Consider the following 13,818-nt stretch of genomic DNA (forward strand, 5'->3'; position numbering starts at 1 on the left):
ACCATGCATCTTGATGCGACCTTCTATGCCCTCGTCGGCTTGATCCTGTTCTTCGTCCTGATTGCCTACCTCAAGGTTCCGGGCATGATCGGCAAGGCGCTCGACGGACGCGCCGACAAGATCGGCAACGAACTGGCGGAAGCCAAGCGCCTGCGCGAAGAAGCCCAGGCCCTCGTTGCCGAATACCAGCGCAAGCGCAAGGATGCCGAAGCGGAAGCTGCCGGTATCGTTGCCGCTGCCCAGCGCGAAGCAGAAATGCTGACCGCCGAAGCCAAGCAGAAGACGGAAGAATTCGTCACCCGCCGGACCGCGCTGTCGGAACAGAAGATCAAGCAGGCCGAAAGCGACGCGATCAACGCCGTTCGTTCGGCTGCCGTCGATCTGGCCATCAGCGCTGCCGAAAAGATTGTTGCTGCCAAGGCTGACGCCGGCGCCCAGAGCGAGCTGTTCAAGAAGGCACTTGGCGAAGTCAAGTCGCGCCTGAACTAAGCCTCGGCTGCAAGATACGATTTAAAGGCCCCGCCACGTGCGGGGCTTTTTGTTTTTGGGATAGCCTTGGGTGATGCGTGCGAGCGCCAGTTCGGGATGTCTTCCGTGACGTCCGGAACCTGTTTGGGCTCGATAAGGGGGGAAACCCCGCGGAACGCCGGCCGATGGTCAGGGGCGGGCGGCGGATTACCGCAGATGCGGTGACCGGAGCGGCTCGGCAGGGGGCGGAGACATGGCTACAGCAAAGCCTGCCGCGTCACCGCTCGTCTGTCTCCGTCTATGACGCGCTGCGCCGTCAAGCGCACCTTCCGGGGGGGCCGCCATCGGCATCGGTTTGTGTCGATCCAGACGGCGAGGTTTCAACGATGCCGAACGTCAATCCTTGCGCAGCGGACGGAAGCTCATGCGATGCAGCGGGCAGGGGCCCTTGGCATCGATTGCCTTGCGATGCACCACTGTCGCGTAGCCGGCATGAGCCGCAAAGCCGTAGCCGGGGTGAGCGACATCGGCCCGTTCCATCATCCGGTCGCGCGTCACCTTGGCAACGATCGATGCCGCGGCGATCGAGAGCGAGCGGGCGTCGCCCTTGACCACCGCCTTGGCGTGACAGCCAAGACCGGGCGGAACATCGCGGCCATCGACCAGCACGAAACGCGCGGTCAGGGACAGGCCGTCGACGGCCCGTCGCATCGCCTCGAGGCTTGCCTTGCGGATATCGATGGTATCGATCGTGGTGGCCGAGGAAGAGGCGATGGAAACGGTGGCGGTTGCCAGGATCTCATCGAACAGCCGTTCGCGCTCAGCGGCGCTCAATTTTTTGCTGTCGTTCAGGCCTTCGGGGATGGCATCCGGGTCGAGGATGACCGCGGCGGCAACGACGGGTCCGGCAAGCGGCCCTCGGCCGGCCTCGTCGGCGCCAGCGACCGGCCAGGCGCCGTCCCTTCTGGCAGCCAGTTCAAAGCTGAAATCGGGCGCAAGGATAATATCCGGGAAAAGGGGAGAATCGGTCGATCTGCGATGTGACATGCGGCGAAACTCGCATGATCGACCGATTCTCTTCAAGTCCCCCGATCTGAGTGCGGCGGCAGCCGGGGGGTATGCCAGCGTCATCCTGATGAGGCACGGAGGAGACGCCGGAATTCAATTCTGTCGCCGCGCGCCAGATATGACGCGCGAGGGACGCTGCTCGCATGAACTTGCGCCGTGACCTGCTTCCCAAATCGCAGCCGATCCAGGGAACCGGGCGTCTCAAGACCGATGCCTGCCCATTCCGGCCAACCATTGAGGTTATTTTGCCTTCAGGCCACACCTCGCATTCCTGACCTGAGCGGTCGAAAACTCCACTTCTCCAGCGACATACGCAATACCGATTGCCGCTAGGGCGTTCCGATTTAGACGGAATCGCGGAACGCTCTATCTCCTTGTTTTTACGCATTTCCTGACGGAAAACCGCTTCGCACTTTTCCTGGAAATGCTCTAGAGCAGCGATAGCTGGACGCCGGTTCCGAGTGGCGGCACGAAAATGTCGTCGCGCAACTGTCGACGATTGAGGTTGAGACCGAGGCGTTTGGCCGCAAGTTCAAACCGGCGGCCGATCTGCCAGGCATAGGGACCGGCGCCCTTCATGCGCTTGCCGAACTCGGCGTCATAATCCTTGCCGCCACGCATCGAGCGGATAAGCGACATGACGTGCCGATAGCGGTCCGGATAGTTCCGCAGCAGCCAGTCGCGAAAGAGCGGGCTGACCTCCAGCGGCAGGCGCAGCAGCACATAGGTCGCTTCCAGCGCTCCTGCCGATCGGGAGGCTTCCAAAACCCGTTCGATCTCATGATCGTTGAGGGCCGGGATGATCGGCGACACCAGCACGCCGGTCGGAATGCCGGCTTCGGTGAGGGCGCGCATCGCTTCCAGTCGTTTGGAAGGGGTCGAAGCACGTGGCTCCATCGTACGCGCCAGCTTTCGGTCGAGCGTCGTCACCGAAATGCCGACCCGTGCAAGTCCCTTTTCTGCCATCGGTGCAAGCAGATCGATGTCGCGCGTCACCATCGCCGACTTCGTCACGATCATGACAGGATGGTTGGCGGCCTGCAGCACTTCGAGGATCTGGCGCATGATCCGCCATTCCTTCTCAATCGGCTGGTAGGGATCGGTGTTGGTGCCGATCGCAATCGGCCTCACCTTGTAGTCCGTGCGGGCGAGCTCGCGCTCCAGCAGGCGTGGGGCGTCGGGCTTGGCAAAGAGCTTCGCCTCGAAATCGAGGCCGGCCGAAAGCCCCATATAGGCATGTGTCGGACGGGCAAAACAATAAATGCATCCATGCTCGCAGCCGCGATAAGGGTTGATCGAGCGATCGAAGGAAATGTCGGGAGAATCGTTGCGGCTGATCACCGAGCGCGGCTTTTCCACCTGCACCTCGGTCTTGAAGGGAGGCAGGTCCTCAAGGCTCTCCCAACCGTCGTCGAAGACCTCGCGCGCCTGCGGCTCAAAGCGGCCCGACATGTTCAGTCCGGCACCCCGCCCGCGGCGACGGTCATTCTCGATCCTGAGACCGGTCCCGCTCATCAATGCTTCGGCAACCTCTGCCGTGTTGGCGGGTGCAAGCGCACCCTGCCTGATCTGAGACAGCTCTTTCATCGGAATCTCCGAGGGATCACCCGTTTGATCCCGTTTTGTTCTGATTATTTTCCTATCGCGAAAACAAGAACAATTCAAGAACAAAAATCGCGCGTGCTGAAACGAGAGCGACCGGCATGACTTGGCGATCGGACAAATCGCGGGCGCGGTCATGCCACGCGGATGTAGCATTTTACGCTGCAATGCGGTAGGAACAGCTATGCTGACGATCATCATGGAAACACGTGACAACGAGGCGGAACTGGCACAGACGCTGTCCGTGCTCGTGGCAGGCGCCGTCGAAGGTTTGGTCAGCGATGTCATCATCCTCGATCATGGCTCGAAGGACGGGTCGGTGCGCGTGGCAGATGCCGCCGGCTGCCGTTTCTGCGTCGATTGGGATCTGGGCGAAATCGTGTGCTCCGCGCGCGGCGAGTGGCTGATGCTGCTTGAGCCCGGTGCTCGGCCGATAGGGCGCTGGGTGGATGAGCTCGTCGAGTATGTGTCGCTTCACAAGGGGCCGGCCCGTTTCTCGCCATCGCGAATGCACCGCAAGCCGTTGCTGCATCGTCTCGCGCGGCGCGTAAAGCCGCTGGAGGCGGGCTTCCTCGTGCACAAGCGCGACGCCTTGGCGATCGCGCGCGGGAAGATGCCGCTGGGCGAAATGACGAATATCCGCGCCGTTCGAAAGCTTGCGACGGAGCTTGTCCCCGCCTGGGTCGCCGTTGACAGCAGGCAGAGCGCCTAGAGTAAATTCGCTCCAACAAAAAAGGTGCCTGTCCTGCGGACGGCACCTCCAAGCGGCTACCAAATTTCCTTGCTAGCAAAGTCTTGTCCGAGCGACCGGGCGAGCCGCGCGTCGTATGTTTTTGTTCCCATCGCTTGGGGGGACATCGGCGATGGGCCGTCTTTGCTCCGGTCGAAGGATTTGCTCGGATCTCGTTGCGATCCCTCAATGCGAGCTGACGTTGGAAGCTGTAGCAGGCGGTTGCGGGTTTCGCAGTTCCCCAGGGAACAGGCTTGTCTCGCGGCACAATTGGGTCGCCGATTGAGGCGTCAGCCCCGTTTCAGATGCTCGTCGAGCCGCGGCATGATCTCGACGAAGTTGCACGGCATGTGCCGGTAGTCGAGTTGTTGCTTGAGAATGCCGTCCCAGGCATCCTTGCAGGCCCCGGGGGACCCCGGCAGGACGAAGATGAAGGTGGCGTTGGCGACACCGCCTGTCGCGCGCGACTGAATCGTCGAGGTGCCGATCTTCTCGTAGGAAATCCGGTGAAAAACTTCGGAGAAGCCATCCATGCGTTTCTCGAACAGCGGTTCGAGCGCCTCCGGCGTGACGTCGCGGCCGGTGAAGCCTGTTCCGCCGGTGGTGATCACCACGTCGATTGTCTCGTCGAGCGTCCAGGCCTCCACCTGATCGCGGATCCTTTGCCGATCGTCCGGCACGATTGCGCGTGCCTCCAGACGATGACCGGCGTCGCGCACCCGCGCCTCAAGCGTGTCGCCGGATTTGTCGTCGGCCAGCGTGCGCGTGTCGGACACTGTCAGTATGGCGATGCCGACGGGGACGAAAGGGCGATTGTCATTGATCCCGGCCATTCTATTTCCCTCTGCCCACGGTTCTGCCGGCGAGAACGTACCATTCAGGATGGGCGGCAGAAAGAGTGTAGGCGGCGCGCTGCGCGCTTTCGTCGCTGTCGAACAGGCCGAAGCAGGTGGCGCCTGAACCGGACATCCGCACCAGCGCGGCTCCGGTTGTTGCCAGCGCGCCGGAGACGTCGGCGATTACCGGCTGCAGCCGGCGCGCCGGCGGCTCCAGGTCGTTGCGCATCGCCGCCATGGCCGAAAGCCAGGCCGCAGGGGAGCCGAGGCCATCCGGGATCACAAGCGGTGGGTTGTTCTTCTTTTCCAGCGTCCGGAAGATCACCGGCGTCGAGACCGCGACCAGAGGATTGACCAGCACGATCGGGAAGGAGGGAAGCTCAATGGCAGGGGTGATCTCTTCGCCGATGCCACTGGCAATAAGCGACCTGCCGTCTAGGCACATTGGCACGTCGGCGCCGAGTTTCAGCGCCAAGGCGGCGAGCAACGCCGGTTCGATGCCGGTCTTCCAGAGGTCGAGAAGGCCGCGAAGCGTTGCGGCCGCATCGGCGGACCCGCCGCCGATGCCCGAGGCGATGGGCAGGTTCTTTTCGAGATGAATGTGGACCGGGCCGGTGTCGACGCCCTGCGATGCCAGAGCCTGGCGCAGCAGGTCCCGCGCCTTGAGCACGAGATTGCCATCCTGGTCGTCACCCGTCGTCGACAATTCGGCGGCGAATGGCCCGGACAGAGTGAAACGGTCCTGCTCCGACGGAGTCAGGCCGATCCGGTCGCCGCGATCGGCAAAGGTGACGAGACTTTCGAGAAGATGGTGGCCGTCGGCCCGTTGGCCGACGACATGCAGTGCCAGGTTGATCTTGGCGGGCGCCGCCCGTGTCAGCGCGAAGCCCGCAATCTCGCCTTGAAGCATGCTGTGATCAGGACTTCTTGTCCGGCGCAGGCGCCTCCGGGGTGACCTTCTTCGGCGCTGTTTCCTTGGCGTCGGCAGAGGCCGGAACCACTTCCTTAAGCGCCGGCAGGCCGTTTTCGATCTTGGCCTTGATCTTCGGGATCTCTTCCTCTTCGGGCTTCAGCTCAAGCGTCTGGGTCCATTGGAACACGGCTTCCAGCTTGCGGCCGACGCGCCAATAGGCATCGCCGAGATGGTCGTTGATGGTCGGGTCGCCGGCCATCAGCTCGGCTGCCTTTTCAAGCTCGACCACCGCATCGTCGAAGCGGTTCATGCGGAAATAGGCCCAGCCGAGCGAATCGACGATGTAGCCGTCGTCCGGCTTCAACTCGACCGCCTTGCGGATCATGTCGAGCCCTTGTTCCAGATTGATGTTCATGTCGACCCAGGAATAGCCGAGATAATTCAGCACCTGCGGCTGATCCGGGTTGAGTTCCAGGGCCTTGCGGAAGCTCGGCTCGGCCTTGTCCCAGAGTTTCTGGCGCTCATAGGCGATGCCGCGCTGGAAGAACACGGTCCAGTCGCTGCGCTTCGGCACAGGGCCGATCGCGTCGACGGCGCGGTCGTAAAGCTCGCCCATCTCCTTGTAGTCCTTGGCATCGGAAAGCACGCTGCCATAGGCGAGATAGTTGCGGATATTCTTCGGGTCGACGTCGATCAGCGCCTTCAAGTGCTTCTTGGCTTCATCCACCTTGCCGATGCTGGCAAGGCTGAGGCCAAGCTGCAGCTCGGACAGGCGGCGCATCGGCGAAGCCTCGGGCACGCTCTGGTAAAGCTCGATCGCTTCCTTCGGCTTTTTCAGGTTCTCGGCGATGCCGGCAAGCATCACGAGAATGTCGGCGCTGTCAGGGTCGAGACGACGCGCCGTCTGCAGATAGAGCGAGACGATGTCTTCGGCGCCTTCACGGTTGAGCGCGCCGCCGATGGAAAACAGCACGGCTGCCGCACCCTGCGATGCGTTCTTAACCTGCTGCTCCTGGGGTAGGCCGGTCTCGATGTTTTTCCGAAGTGCCTCGAGCGGGGTGTAGTTGTTGACCATGTTCTCGCCGACGGCGACCGTGTCGAGCGCCTTCTGTTTGTTGCCTTCGCGCGCCTCGAAGCGCGCCAATGCCTCGACCGCCCGCATGAACGTGTCAGGCGCAGCACTGCCGCCTTCGCGATCGAGGATCGCGTCGTTGAGCTTGGCGCGAGCGGTGGCCTTGTCACCGGAAGCGATGGCGATCGCGCCGGCATGATAATTCTTGAATACGCGGAACCAGTCCGGTCCTTCGAGACCGTTGACCTGCGCCAGCGCCTCTTTGGGCTTGCCCTGGCCGAATTTGGCCCAGGCCGAAAGCAGGCCGTTCATCAGCCGGTCGAGGTCGTTCGGGCCCTCATAGTTCAAGAGCTTCTGCGCGTTGCGGTATTCGCGCTTGCGGATCGCCTCGATCGCACGGATGACGGTGGTGATGCGCTCGACAGCGGGATCGGATTTCAACTGCTCGGCGATCTTGGCGCCATCGTCGAACTTGCCGGCCATCAGCAGGGTGATCATCAGCCGCTGCTTGACTTCGTTGTTGTTCGGCTCGAACTGCAGGGCGATGCGGTAAAGCTCGTTGGCTGCGGCAAAGTCACGGTCCGTGTCGGCCGTGCGGGCAGCCAGGAACGCACCTGCAAAGGTGTTGACGGACGTGATGTCGAAAGGCTCGGTCTCTTCGACGGCGGCCTTTTCCTCGGCGAAAGCCTGGTAGCTGCCGCTGACCGAGGCAAGAGCTATCAGTGCAGCGCCGCTGAGAAGGCGGAGGATCGTCTTTTGCCGCATGTCAAACCTTTCATTGCCGATCTCTCGGCCTTGCGCACGACTGAGGGTTGTTTTGGAATCAGCCACGTGTTGCCTGGCACAACTCTTGAGGAACAGAATGGCTTTTTTGGCGCAACGCGGCAAGAAATTCCTCTTGGATGTCCAGGTTCGGCCGGGCGCGCGCGTCAGCTGACCCGGTCGATGCAGAAGTCGATGACCTCGACCAGCGCCGATTTCCACGGCGAAACCGGGAGCGGTGCCAAGGCATCGCGCGCGATCGTGCCATAGTGCTGGGCACGGGCGATGGTATCGCTTAAGCCCCCATATCGCTTGATCAGGCCGAGCGCCTTTTCAAGGTTGGCATCGCTGCTGTCGCCGCCTTCGATCGCCTGACGCCAGAAGGCGCGGTCCTCCGGTGTGCCGCGACGATAGGACAGGATCACCGGAAGGGTGATCTTGCCTTCGCGGAAATCGTCGCCGACATTCTTGCCGAGATCGCTGGCAGAACCGCCATAGTCGAGCACGTCGTCGACGAGCTGGAAGGCGAGGCCGAGATTCATGCCGTAGGATTTGAGCGCATTGCGGTCGGATTTGCTGGTCTGGGCGACGATCGGCCCGACTTCTGCGGCCGCGGCGAACAGCGCTGCGGTCTTGGCGCGGATGACCTGGAGATAGTCGTCCTCGGTCGTCTCCATGTTCTTGGCGACGGAAAGCTGCAGCACCTCGCCCTCGGCGATCACCGACGCAGCGGTCGACAGCACGTCGAGCGCATCGAGCGAGCCGACATCGACCATCATGCGGAAGGCCTGGCCGAGCAGGAAGTCGCCGACGAGCACGCTTGCCTGGTTGCCCCAGATCGTCCGAGCGGTGGATTTGCCGCGGCGCAGGTCGCTTTCGTCCACGACATCGTCATGCAGCAGCGTTGCCGTATGCATGAACTCGACGCTGGTGGCGAGCTTGACGTGAGCGTCGCCCTCGTAACCGAACATCGCGGCGGAGGCGAGCGTCAGCATCGGTCGCAGGCGCTTTCCACCGGAGGAAATCAGGTGGTTGGCGACCTCAGGAATCATCTGGACGTCGGACCCGGCCCTCGACAGGATGAGCTGGTTGACGCGTTCCATGTCGGGAGACGTCAAGTCAACGAGCGGTTTCACGGACGCCAGTTTGTTTTTGCTGTCTTCCAGCGGTATCACTACGCCCAACACCGGGACTCCTGTTTTCATTGTCGCTTTCGACAATAGGAAGGGGGGGCACGTGCGGCAAGAGGCGAATTGTCCCGCTTGCTGAAATAGGACAGGAAAAACCGCTGGATGAAGGAATTGATCCGCACCAACGACGTCGTTCTGCTCTCTTTTGCCGAGAGCTTGATGAAGGACGCCGGTATCAACAGCCTGATCGCCGATCAGGGCATGAGCATTCTGGAGGGATCGCTGGGCCTGCTGCCGCGCCGTTTCCTCGTGCCGGACGACGATGCCGATGCCGCGCGCCGCATCCTCGTCGAAGCGGGGTTGGAAGCGGAGTTGCGGGCATGATCAGCGGTTCGTCGGCGCCTATGTGTGACGATCGGCCATGAGCGAAGGACCTATGACGCTTGTCGAGTCTGAGACGGTCGATGCATTCCACCGCGGCAGGTTCCATGTCGTGCAGCCGCTGGGGCAGGGACATCGCTCCGGCATGGATGCGATGTTGCTCGCTTCGCTGGTTGCTTCTGACCGCGCCTGCCGTGTGGCCGACCTTGGCGCCGGAGCGGGTGCGGCCGGCATGGCGGTCGCCTCGCGGCTCGATCTGGCCGAGGTCGTGCTGGTGGAGCGTTCGCCGACCATGGCGGCGTTTGCACGCCGAAGCCTCGCGCTTCCCGAAAACGGGCGTTTCGCCGAGCGGGTGTCGGTGATCGAGGCGGACGTTGCGCTTACCGGCAGGGCGCGCCGTGCCGCCGGCTTGCCCGACGATGCCTTCGATCACGTGATCATGAACCCCCCTTTCAACGATGCTTCCGACCGCCGCACGCCGGACAGCCTCAAGGCAGAGGCGCATGCGATGAGCGACGGCCTGTTCGAGATCTGGATCAAGACGGCGGGTGCGATCATGAAGCCGGGCGGACAATTGTCGCTGATCGCCCGGCCGGAATCGATCGCGGATATCATTGCCGCCTGTGGCCGCCGCTTCGGCGGTATCGAGATTACGCCGCTGCATCCGCGCACCGGCGAGAATGCCGTGCGCATCCTCGTGACCGCGATCAAGCAGAGCCGCAAGCGGCTGGTGCTGCGAGCGCCGCTGATGGTGCACGAGGAGGGCGCCCATCGCTTTGCCGGCGATGTCGACGATCTCAACAACGGACGCGCTGCCTATCGGCGCCGTTGATTTACCGTATCCGGCATTGCGTTTGGACGACCAGTGCATACATGCAGGAACAAGTGTTCGTATTGCAGGAGTTGAAATGGCCGGGTTCTTCAAAAGGCTGATGCCGAGGCGTTTTCGGCGGGATGGCATTGCCATCCCCGTCGTGCGGCTTCACGGCGCAATCATGGCCGGTGGTGGCCAGTTTCGTCCGGCACTCAATCTGGCCTCAGTCGCGCCGCTGCTGGAGAAGGCCTTCGCGGTGAAGGAGGCTCCGGCCGTTGCGATTTCGATCAACTCTCCCGGCGGTTCGCCGGTGCAGTCGCGACTGATCTACCAGCGCATCCGCGATCTCGCCCAGGAAAAGAAGAAGCGCGTGCTCGTCTTCGTCGAGGACGTGGCCGCTTCCGGCGGTTACATGATCGCGCTTGCCGGCGACGAGATCATCGCCGATCCGACGTCGATCGTCGGTTCCATCGGTGTCGTCTCCGGCGGCTTCGGCTTTCCGGAACTGTTGAAGAAGATCGGTGTCGAGCGGCGCGTCTATACCGCCGGCGAGAACAAGGTCATGCTCGACCCGTTCCAGCCAGAGAAAGAACGCGACATCGAGTTCCTGAAGAGCCTGCAGCTCGATATCCACGACACCTTCATCCAGATGGTGAAGGCCCGCCGCGGACAGCTGCTGGCCGACCATCCCGACGTTTTTTCCGGGCTTTTCTGGACTGGGCGGCGCGGATTGGAACTGGGTCTGATCGACGGCCTCGGCGATCTGCGCGGCGAGGTGAAGAAGCGCTATGGCGAGAAGGCGCGGCTCGAACTGATCCAGCCGGCGCGCAGCCTTTTCGGGCGGCGCCAGACCGGCGCATCGATTGCCGGCGATATCGCTGCACCGATCGCGGCTTCTGCGATGGCGGGTCTTGCCGAAGCAGTAGAGGAAAGGGCATTGTGGGCGCGTTTCGGGCTTTGAGCCGCGACCGGTGCGACGAGCCTACAGCGCCGCGCGTCTTATTAGACGCGCAAATGTCGCTGTAGCACTTTGAATGGCTGCATATTTTTATCCTTAAATCGACTTCGATTTAAGGATAAAAATATGCAGTAGGGAGGAAAGATGCCGCAGCTTATCCTGCTCCTGATCGCAGGCTTCGTTCTATGGATCGGCTACCGCAAGTTCATTGCGGATGCCCAGAAGCTGACGCGTCAGCGCGACCAGACGCGCCGCGAGCAGCAGACCGGCGCGAGCGGAACCCTCGTCAAGGATCCCGAGACCGGCGAATACCGGCTCAAGCGCGAAGACGACTGAGATTTTTCGTGCACCTTTGCGTGCACGGAGAGCCGCCTCAGCGCTTGACCCCTGTCGCCCGGCGTGGCACCTGTCCGGCTCTCATTTCGTGAAGAATTCGGACGTTCCCCATGACCACCGCCTCGCTGCCCGACCACATGAACCCCAAGCGCTCGTTCCAGGCTCTGATCCTGACGCTGCACAACTATTGGGCCGACAAGGGTTGCGCGGTGCTGCAGCCCTACGACATGGAAGTCGGTGCCGGTACGTTTCATCCGGCAACGACGCTGCGTGCGCTCGGTCCCCGTCCGTGGCGCGCAGCCTATGTCCAGCCGTCCCGTCGCCCGACCGACGGCCGCTATGGCGAGAACCCGAACCGTCTTCAGCACTATTATCAATATCAGGTGATCCTGAAGCCGAACCCGTCCAACCTGCAGGAGCTTTATCTTGGCTCGCTGGAGGCGATCGGCCTCGACCCGTTGCTGCACGATATCCGCTTCGTCGAGGACGACTGGGAAAGCCCGACGCTGGGCGCCTGGGGCCTTGGCTGGGAATGCTGGTGCGACGGCATGGAAGTGTCGCAGTTCACCTATTTCCAGCAGGTCTGCGGCATCGAATGCTCTCCGGTTGCTGGTGAACTGACCTACGGTCTCGAGCGTCTGGCGATGTATGTCCAGGGCGTCGACAACGTCTATGATCTGAACTTCAACGGCCGCGAAGGCGACGAGAAGATCAGCTATGGCGACGTGTTCCTGCAGGCGGAGCAGGAATATTCGCGGTACAACTTCGAATACGCCAACACCGCCATGCTGCATCAGCACTTCATCGATGCCGAGGTAGAGTGCCAGGCTCTGCTGGCGGCCGGCGCGCCGGGCAACGGCACAAACAACCACCTGCACAAGTGTGTCTTCCCCGCCTACGACCAGTGCATCAAGGCGAGCCACGTCTTCAACCTGCTCGATGCGCGCGGGGTGATTTCGGTCACCGAGCGGCAAAGCTACATTCTGCGCGTCCGCACATTGGCAAAGGCCTGTGGCGAGGCGTTCCTGCTGACCGATGCCGGCGGCGCGAACCTCAACCGGGACGCCGCTTGATCGCCGAGCCAGCCAGCCTCATCGTTCATATCAATGGCTGGCCGGGCACCGGAAAGCTGACCATCGCACGCCATCTCGCCGATCATCTCGGCGCGAGGCTTGCCGACAACCATACGCTGATCAATCCGGCCGAGGCACTGTTTACCAGGGGCACGCCGCTCTATTGGTCGCTGCGGGCGACGATCAGAACGGCGGTGCTCGACCATGTGCGCCAGGCCGATGCCGGTCAATCCTTCCTCTTCACCGATGCGCTGTCGGATGACGCATTCGACAGCCGGGCGTTCGAAGACTATGTGGCGCTGGCTAGCGAGCGCAGCGCCCGTTTCGTCGCGGTCGTTCTCGACTGTTCGATAGAGGAAAACCTGAAGCGGCTGACGCGCGCCGGCCGCTCCAAGGTCCACAAACTGACCGATCCGCAGGTGCTGATCGATCTCAGAGGCCGGCACGCTCTGTTGAAAGGAAAATGCGACCAGCTCATCGAGCTCGACGTCACCAATCTCGGCGCAGATGAAGCTGCCGACGCGATTGCGACGCGGATAGCTCGAGGCTACTGCATGTTTCCTTAAATCCTATTCGATTTAAGGATAAAAACATGCAGCCATTCAAAGTGCTGCAGCGTCGCGCGTCTAATAAGACGCGCGACGCTGTAGATCTCAGATCGTGTCGCTGGCGTCGACGCTGATCTTCCAGACGGGCTTCAGCGTGGGGTAGGTGCCGGTGTAAACCTGACCGGAGTAGGTCTGCAGCGCCCGGCGGACACCAGTCGGTCTTTCGGCCGAACCGACGCTCGCATAGGCAACGAAGAGCGCCGAAAAGGCGATCACGTTGATGAGGGTTGCGAGCGTTTTCATGGTCTTCACTTCGTATCCGGGGTTGTTCGATGGCGCGACTATCGCCCATCGTCCGGATCCCTGCGGTTCCCGATGGAACAGGAATCGAGGTGTTTTGGTCTGGGGATAGGCCGTAGCGGTGAACAGTGTGTTCAGCGCCTTCGGCTTGCATTTGGGGAGGAGTGCGTTTCTCCGCCCGAATGCTGCAGAAAGGTCTTTGAAGCTGGAAAGCCGGTGCTAATCTCTGCCGAGTTTTTTGGAGGTATCCCATGATTGGTCTGGCCATCGGCGTCGCCGTGATCCTGTATCTCGTTTTCGTCTACAACGGCCTCGTCAAGGCACGGCAGATCGCCGAGGAAGCCTGGTCGGGTATCGACGTGCAGCTCAAGCGACGCGCCGACCTCATCCCCAACCTGATCGAGACGGTTAAAGGATACGCAGCGCACGAGAAGTCGACGCTCGAAGAGGTGATCGCGATGCGCAATCGCGCTCAGGCCGTTCCAGCAGGTGATGTCGAGGGGCGGGCAGCCGCTGAAGGCGCCCTGTCGCAAGCGCTCGGCAAGCTCTTTGCCCTCGCCGAAGCCTATCCGGATCTCAAGGCCAACGAGAACTTCGCGGAACTGCAGCGCTCGCTGGAGACGATCGAGGGCGAGATCCAGATGTCGCGCCGCTACTACAACGGAGCGGCACGCGACTTGAACGTCAAGGTCGAGAGCTTCCCGTCGAACCTCATCGCCAACGCCTTCCGCTTCGTGAAGGCCGGCTATTTCGAGATCGCCAACGAGGCGGATCGCGCGGTGCCGCAAGTCAAATTCTGATCGGGGACGTTACCCGATTACGCCACC

Annotated in this window: 16 protein-coding genes; 9 read left to right on the forward strand and 7 right to left on the reverse strand. The window is 62.0% G+C overall.

Going from position 1 to position 13,818, the window contains the following annotated elements:
* Window positions 1–3 precede the first annotated feature (3 nt).
* The gene (locus J3R84_RS02410) at window positions 4–489 is read left to right on the forward strand and encodes a F0F1 ATP synthase subunit B (protein ID WP_025426102.1); all 486 of its coding nucleotides are present in this window, start codon (window positions 4–6) and stop codon (window positions 487–489) included.
* Window positions 490–864: 375 nt separating this feature from the next.
* Here J3R84_RS02410 and rnhB read toward each other — a convergent pair whose 3' ends face one another.
* Both rnhB and J3R84_RS02420 read right to left on the reverse strand, forming a co-directional pair.
* Complete coding sequence (gene rnhB / locus J3R84_RS02415; protein WP_025426103.1) at window positions 865–1,515, reverse strand: ribonuclease HII; 651 nt, start codon at window positions 1,513–1,515, stop codon at window positions 865–867.
* 450 nt (window positions 1,516–1,965) lie between these two features.
* Window positions 1,966–3,123 carry a PA0069 family radical SAM protein gene (locus J3R84_RS02420; protein ID WP_025426104.1) on the reverse strand — a complete coding sequence of 386 codons (1,158 nt, stop codon included), beginning with the start codon at window positions 3,121–3,123 and terminating at the stop codon, window positions 1,966–1,968.
* A gap of 199 nt (window positions 3,124–3,322) precedes the next feature.
* Here J3R84_RS02420 and J3R84_RS02425 point away from each other — a divergent pair, with 199 nt between their 5' ends.
* Complete coding sequence (locus J3R84_RS02425; protein ID WP_203527637.1) at window positions 3,323–3,850, forward strand: glycosyltransferase family protein; 528 nt, start codon at window positions 3,323–3,325, stop codon at window positions 3,848–3,850.
* A 308-nt stretch (window positions 3,851–4,158) separates the two neighbouring features.
* Here the strand turns inward: J3R84_RS02425 and moaB are convergent, their stop codons facing one another.
* From moaB to J3R84_RS02445, 4 genes are all read right to left on the reverse strand, one after another.
* A complete protein-coding gene (moaB, locus tag J3R84_RS02430; RefSeq protein WP_025426106.1) occupies window positions 4,159–4,701 on the reverse strand; it encodes a molybdenum cofactor biosynthesis protein B in 543 nt (180 codons plus the stop codon).
* Window position 4,702: 1 nt separating this feature from the next.
* Entirely contained in the window at window positions 4,703–5,614 is a 912-nt protein-coding gene (locus tag J3R84_RS02435) for a 4-(cytidine 5'-diphospho)-2-C-methyl-D-erythritol kinase (RefSeq protein ID WP_025426107.1), read from the reverse strand.
* A gap of 7 nt (window positions 5,615–5,621) precedes the next feature.
* A complete protein-coding gene (locus J3R84_RS02440; RefSeq protein WP_203527635.1) occupies window positions 5,622–7,454 on the reverse strand; it encodes a tetratricopeptide repeat protein in 1,833 nt (610 codons plus the stop codon).
* Window positions 7,455–7,618: 164 nt separating this feature from the next.
* A complete protein-coding gene (locus J3R84_RS02445; RefSeq protein ID WP_025426109.1) occupies window positions 7,619–8,635 on the reverse strand; it encodes a polyprenyl synthetase family protein in 1,017 nt (338 codons plus the stop codon).
* Between the two features lie 108 nt (window positions 8,636–8,743).
* Here J3R84_RS02445 and J3R84_RS02450 point away from each other — a divergent pair, with 108 nt between their 5' ends.
* The 6 genes from J3R84_RS02450 to J3R84_RS02475 all read left to right on the forward strand — a co-directional run bounded on the left by J3R84_RS02450 (window position 8,744) and on the right by J3R84_RS02475 (window position 12,709).
* Window positions 8,744–8,965 carry a putative signal transducing protein gene (locus tag J3R84_RS02450; RefSeq protein ID WP_025426110.1) on the forward strand — a complete coding sequence of 74 codons (222 nt, stop codon included), beginning with the start codon at window positions 8,744–8,746 and terminating at the stop codon, window positions 8,963–8,965.
* 52 nt (window positions 8,966–9,017) lie between these two features.
* A complete protein-coding gene (locus J3R84_RS02455; RefSeq protein WP_025426111.1) occupies window positions 9,018–9,794 on the forward strand; it encodes a tRNA1(Val) (adenine(37)-N6)-methyltransferase in 777 nt (258 codons plus the stop codon).
* A 76-nt stretch (window positions 9,795–9,870) separates the two neighbouring features.
* Window positions 9,871–10,737, forward strand: a complete 867-nt coding sequence (locus tag J3R84_RS02460; protein ID WP_025426112.1) for a S49 family peptidase — start codon at window positions 9,871–9,873, stop codon at window positions 10,735–10,737.
* A 141-nt stretch (window positions 10,738–10,878) separates the two neighbouring features.
* Window positions 10,879–11,070: a membrane protein gene (locus tag J3R84_RS02465; protein WP_025426113.1), complete on the forward strand. Its 192-nt coding sequence runs from the start codon at window positions 10,879–10,881 to the stop codon at window positions 11,068–11,070.
* A 110-nt stretch (window positions 11,071–11,180) separates the two neighbouring features.
* Window positions 11,181–12,143 carry a glycine--tRNA ligase subunit alpha gene (locus J3R84_RS02470; protein ID WP_025426114.1) on the forward strand — a complete coding sequence of 321 codons (963 nt, stop codon included), beginning with the start codon at window positions 11,181–11,183 and terminating at the stop codon, window positions 12,141–12,143.
* A complete protein-coding gene (locus J3R84_RS02475) occupies window positions 12,140–12,709 on the forward strand; it encodes an AAA family ATPase (protein WP_025426115.1) in 570 nt (189 codons plus the stop codon). Before J3R84_RS02470 ends, J3R84_RS02475 begins: the two co-directional genes overlap by 4 nt.
* 87 nt (window positions 12,710–12,796) lie before the next feature.
* Here J3R84_RS02475 and J3R84_RS02480 read toward each other — a convergent pair whose 3' ends face one another.
* Window positions 12,797–12,994 (reverse strand): hypothetical protein, encoded by a 198-nt coding sequence (locus tag J3R84_RS02480; RefSeq protein ID WP_025426116.1) that lies wholly within the window; start codon window positions 12,992–12,994, stop codon window positions 12,797–12,799.
* A gap of 248 nt (window positions 12,995–13,242) precedes the next feature.
* Between J3R84_RS02480 and J3R84_RS02485 the strand changes: the two genes are divergently transcribed.
* The gene (locus tag J3R84_RS02485; RefSeq protein WP_025426117.1) at window positions 13,243–13,791 is read left to right on the forward strand and encodes a LemA family protein; all 549 of its coding nucleotides are present in this window, start codon (window positions 13,243–13,245) and stop codon (window positions 13,789–13,791) included.
* The last annotated feature ends 27 nt before the right edge of the window (window positions 13,792–13,818 follow it).

The organism is Ensifer canadensis, assembly GCF_017488845.2.
GTDB lineage: Bacteria > Pseudomonadota > Alphaproteobacteria > Rhizobiales > Rhizobiaceae > Ensifer > Ensifer canadensis.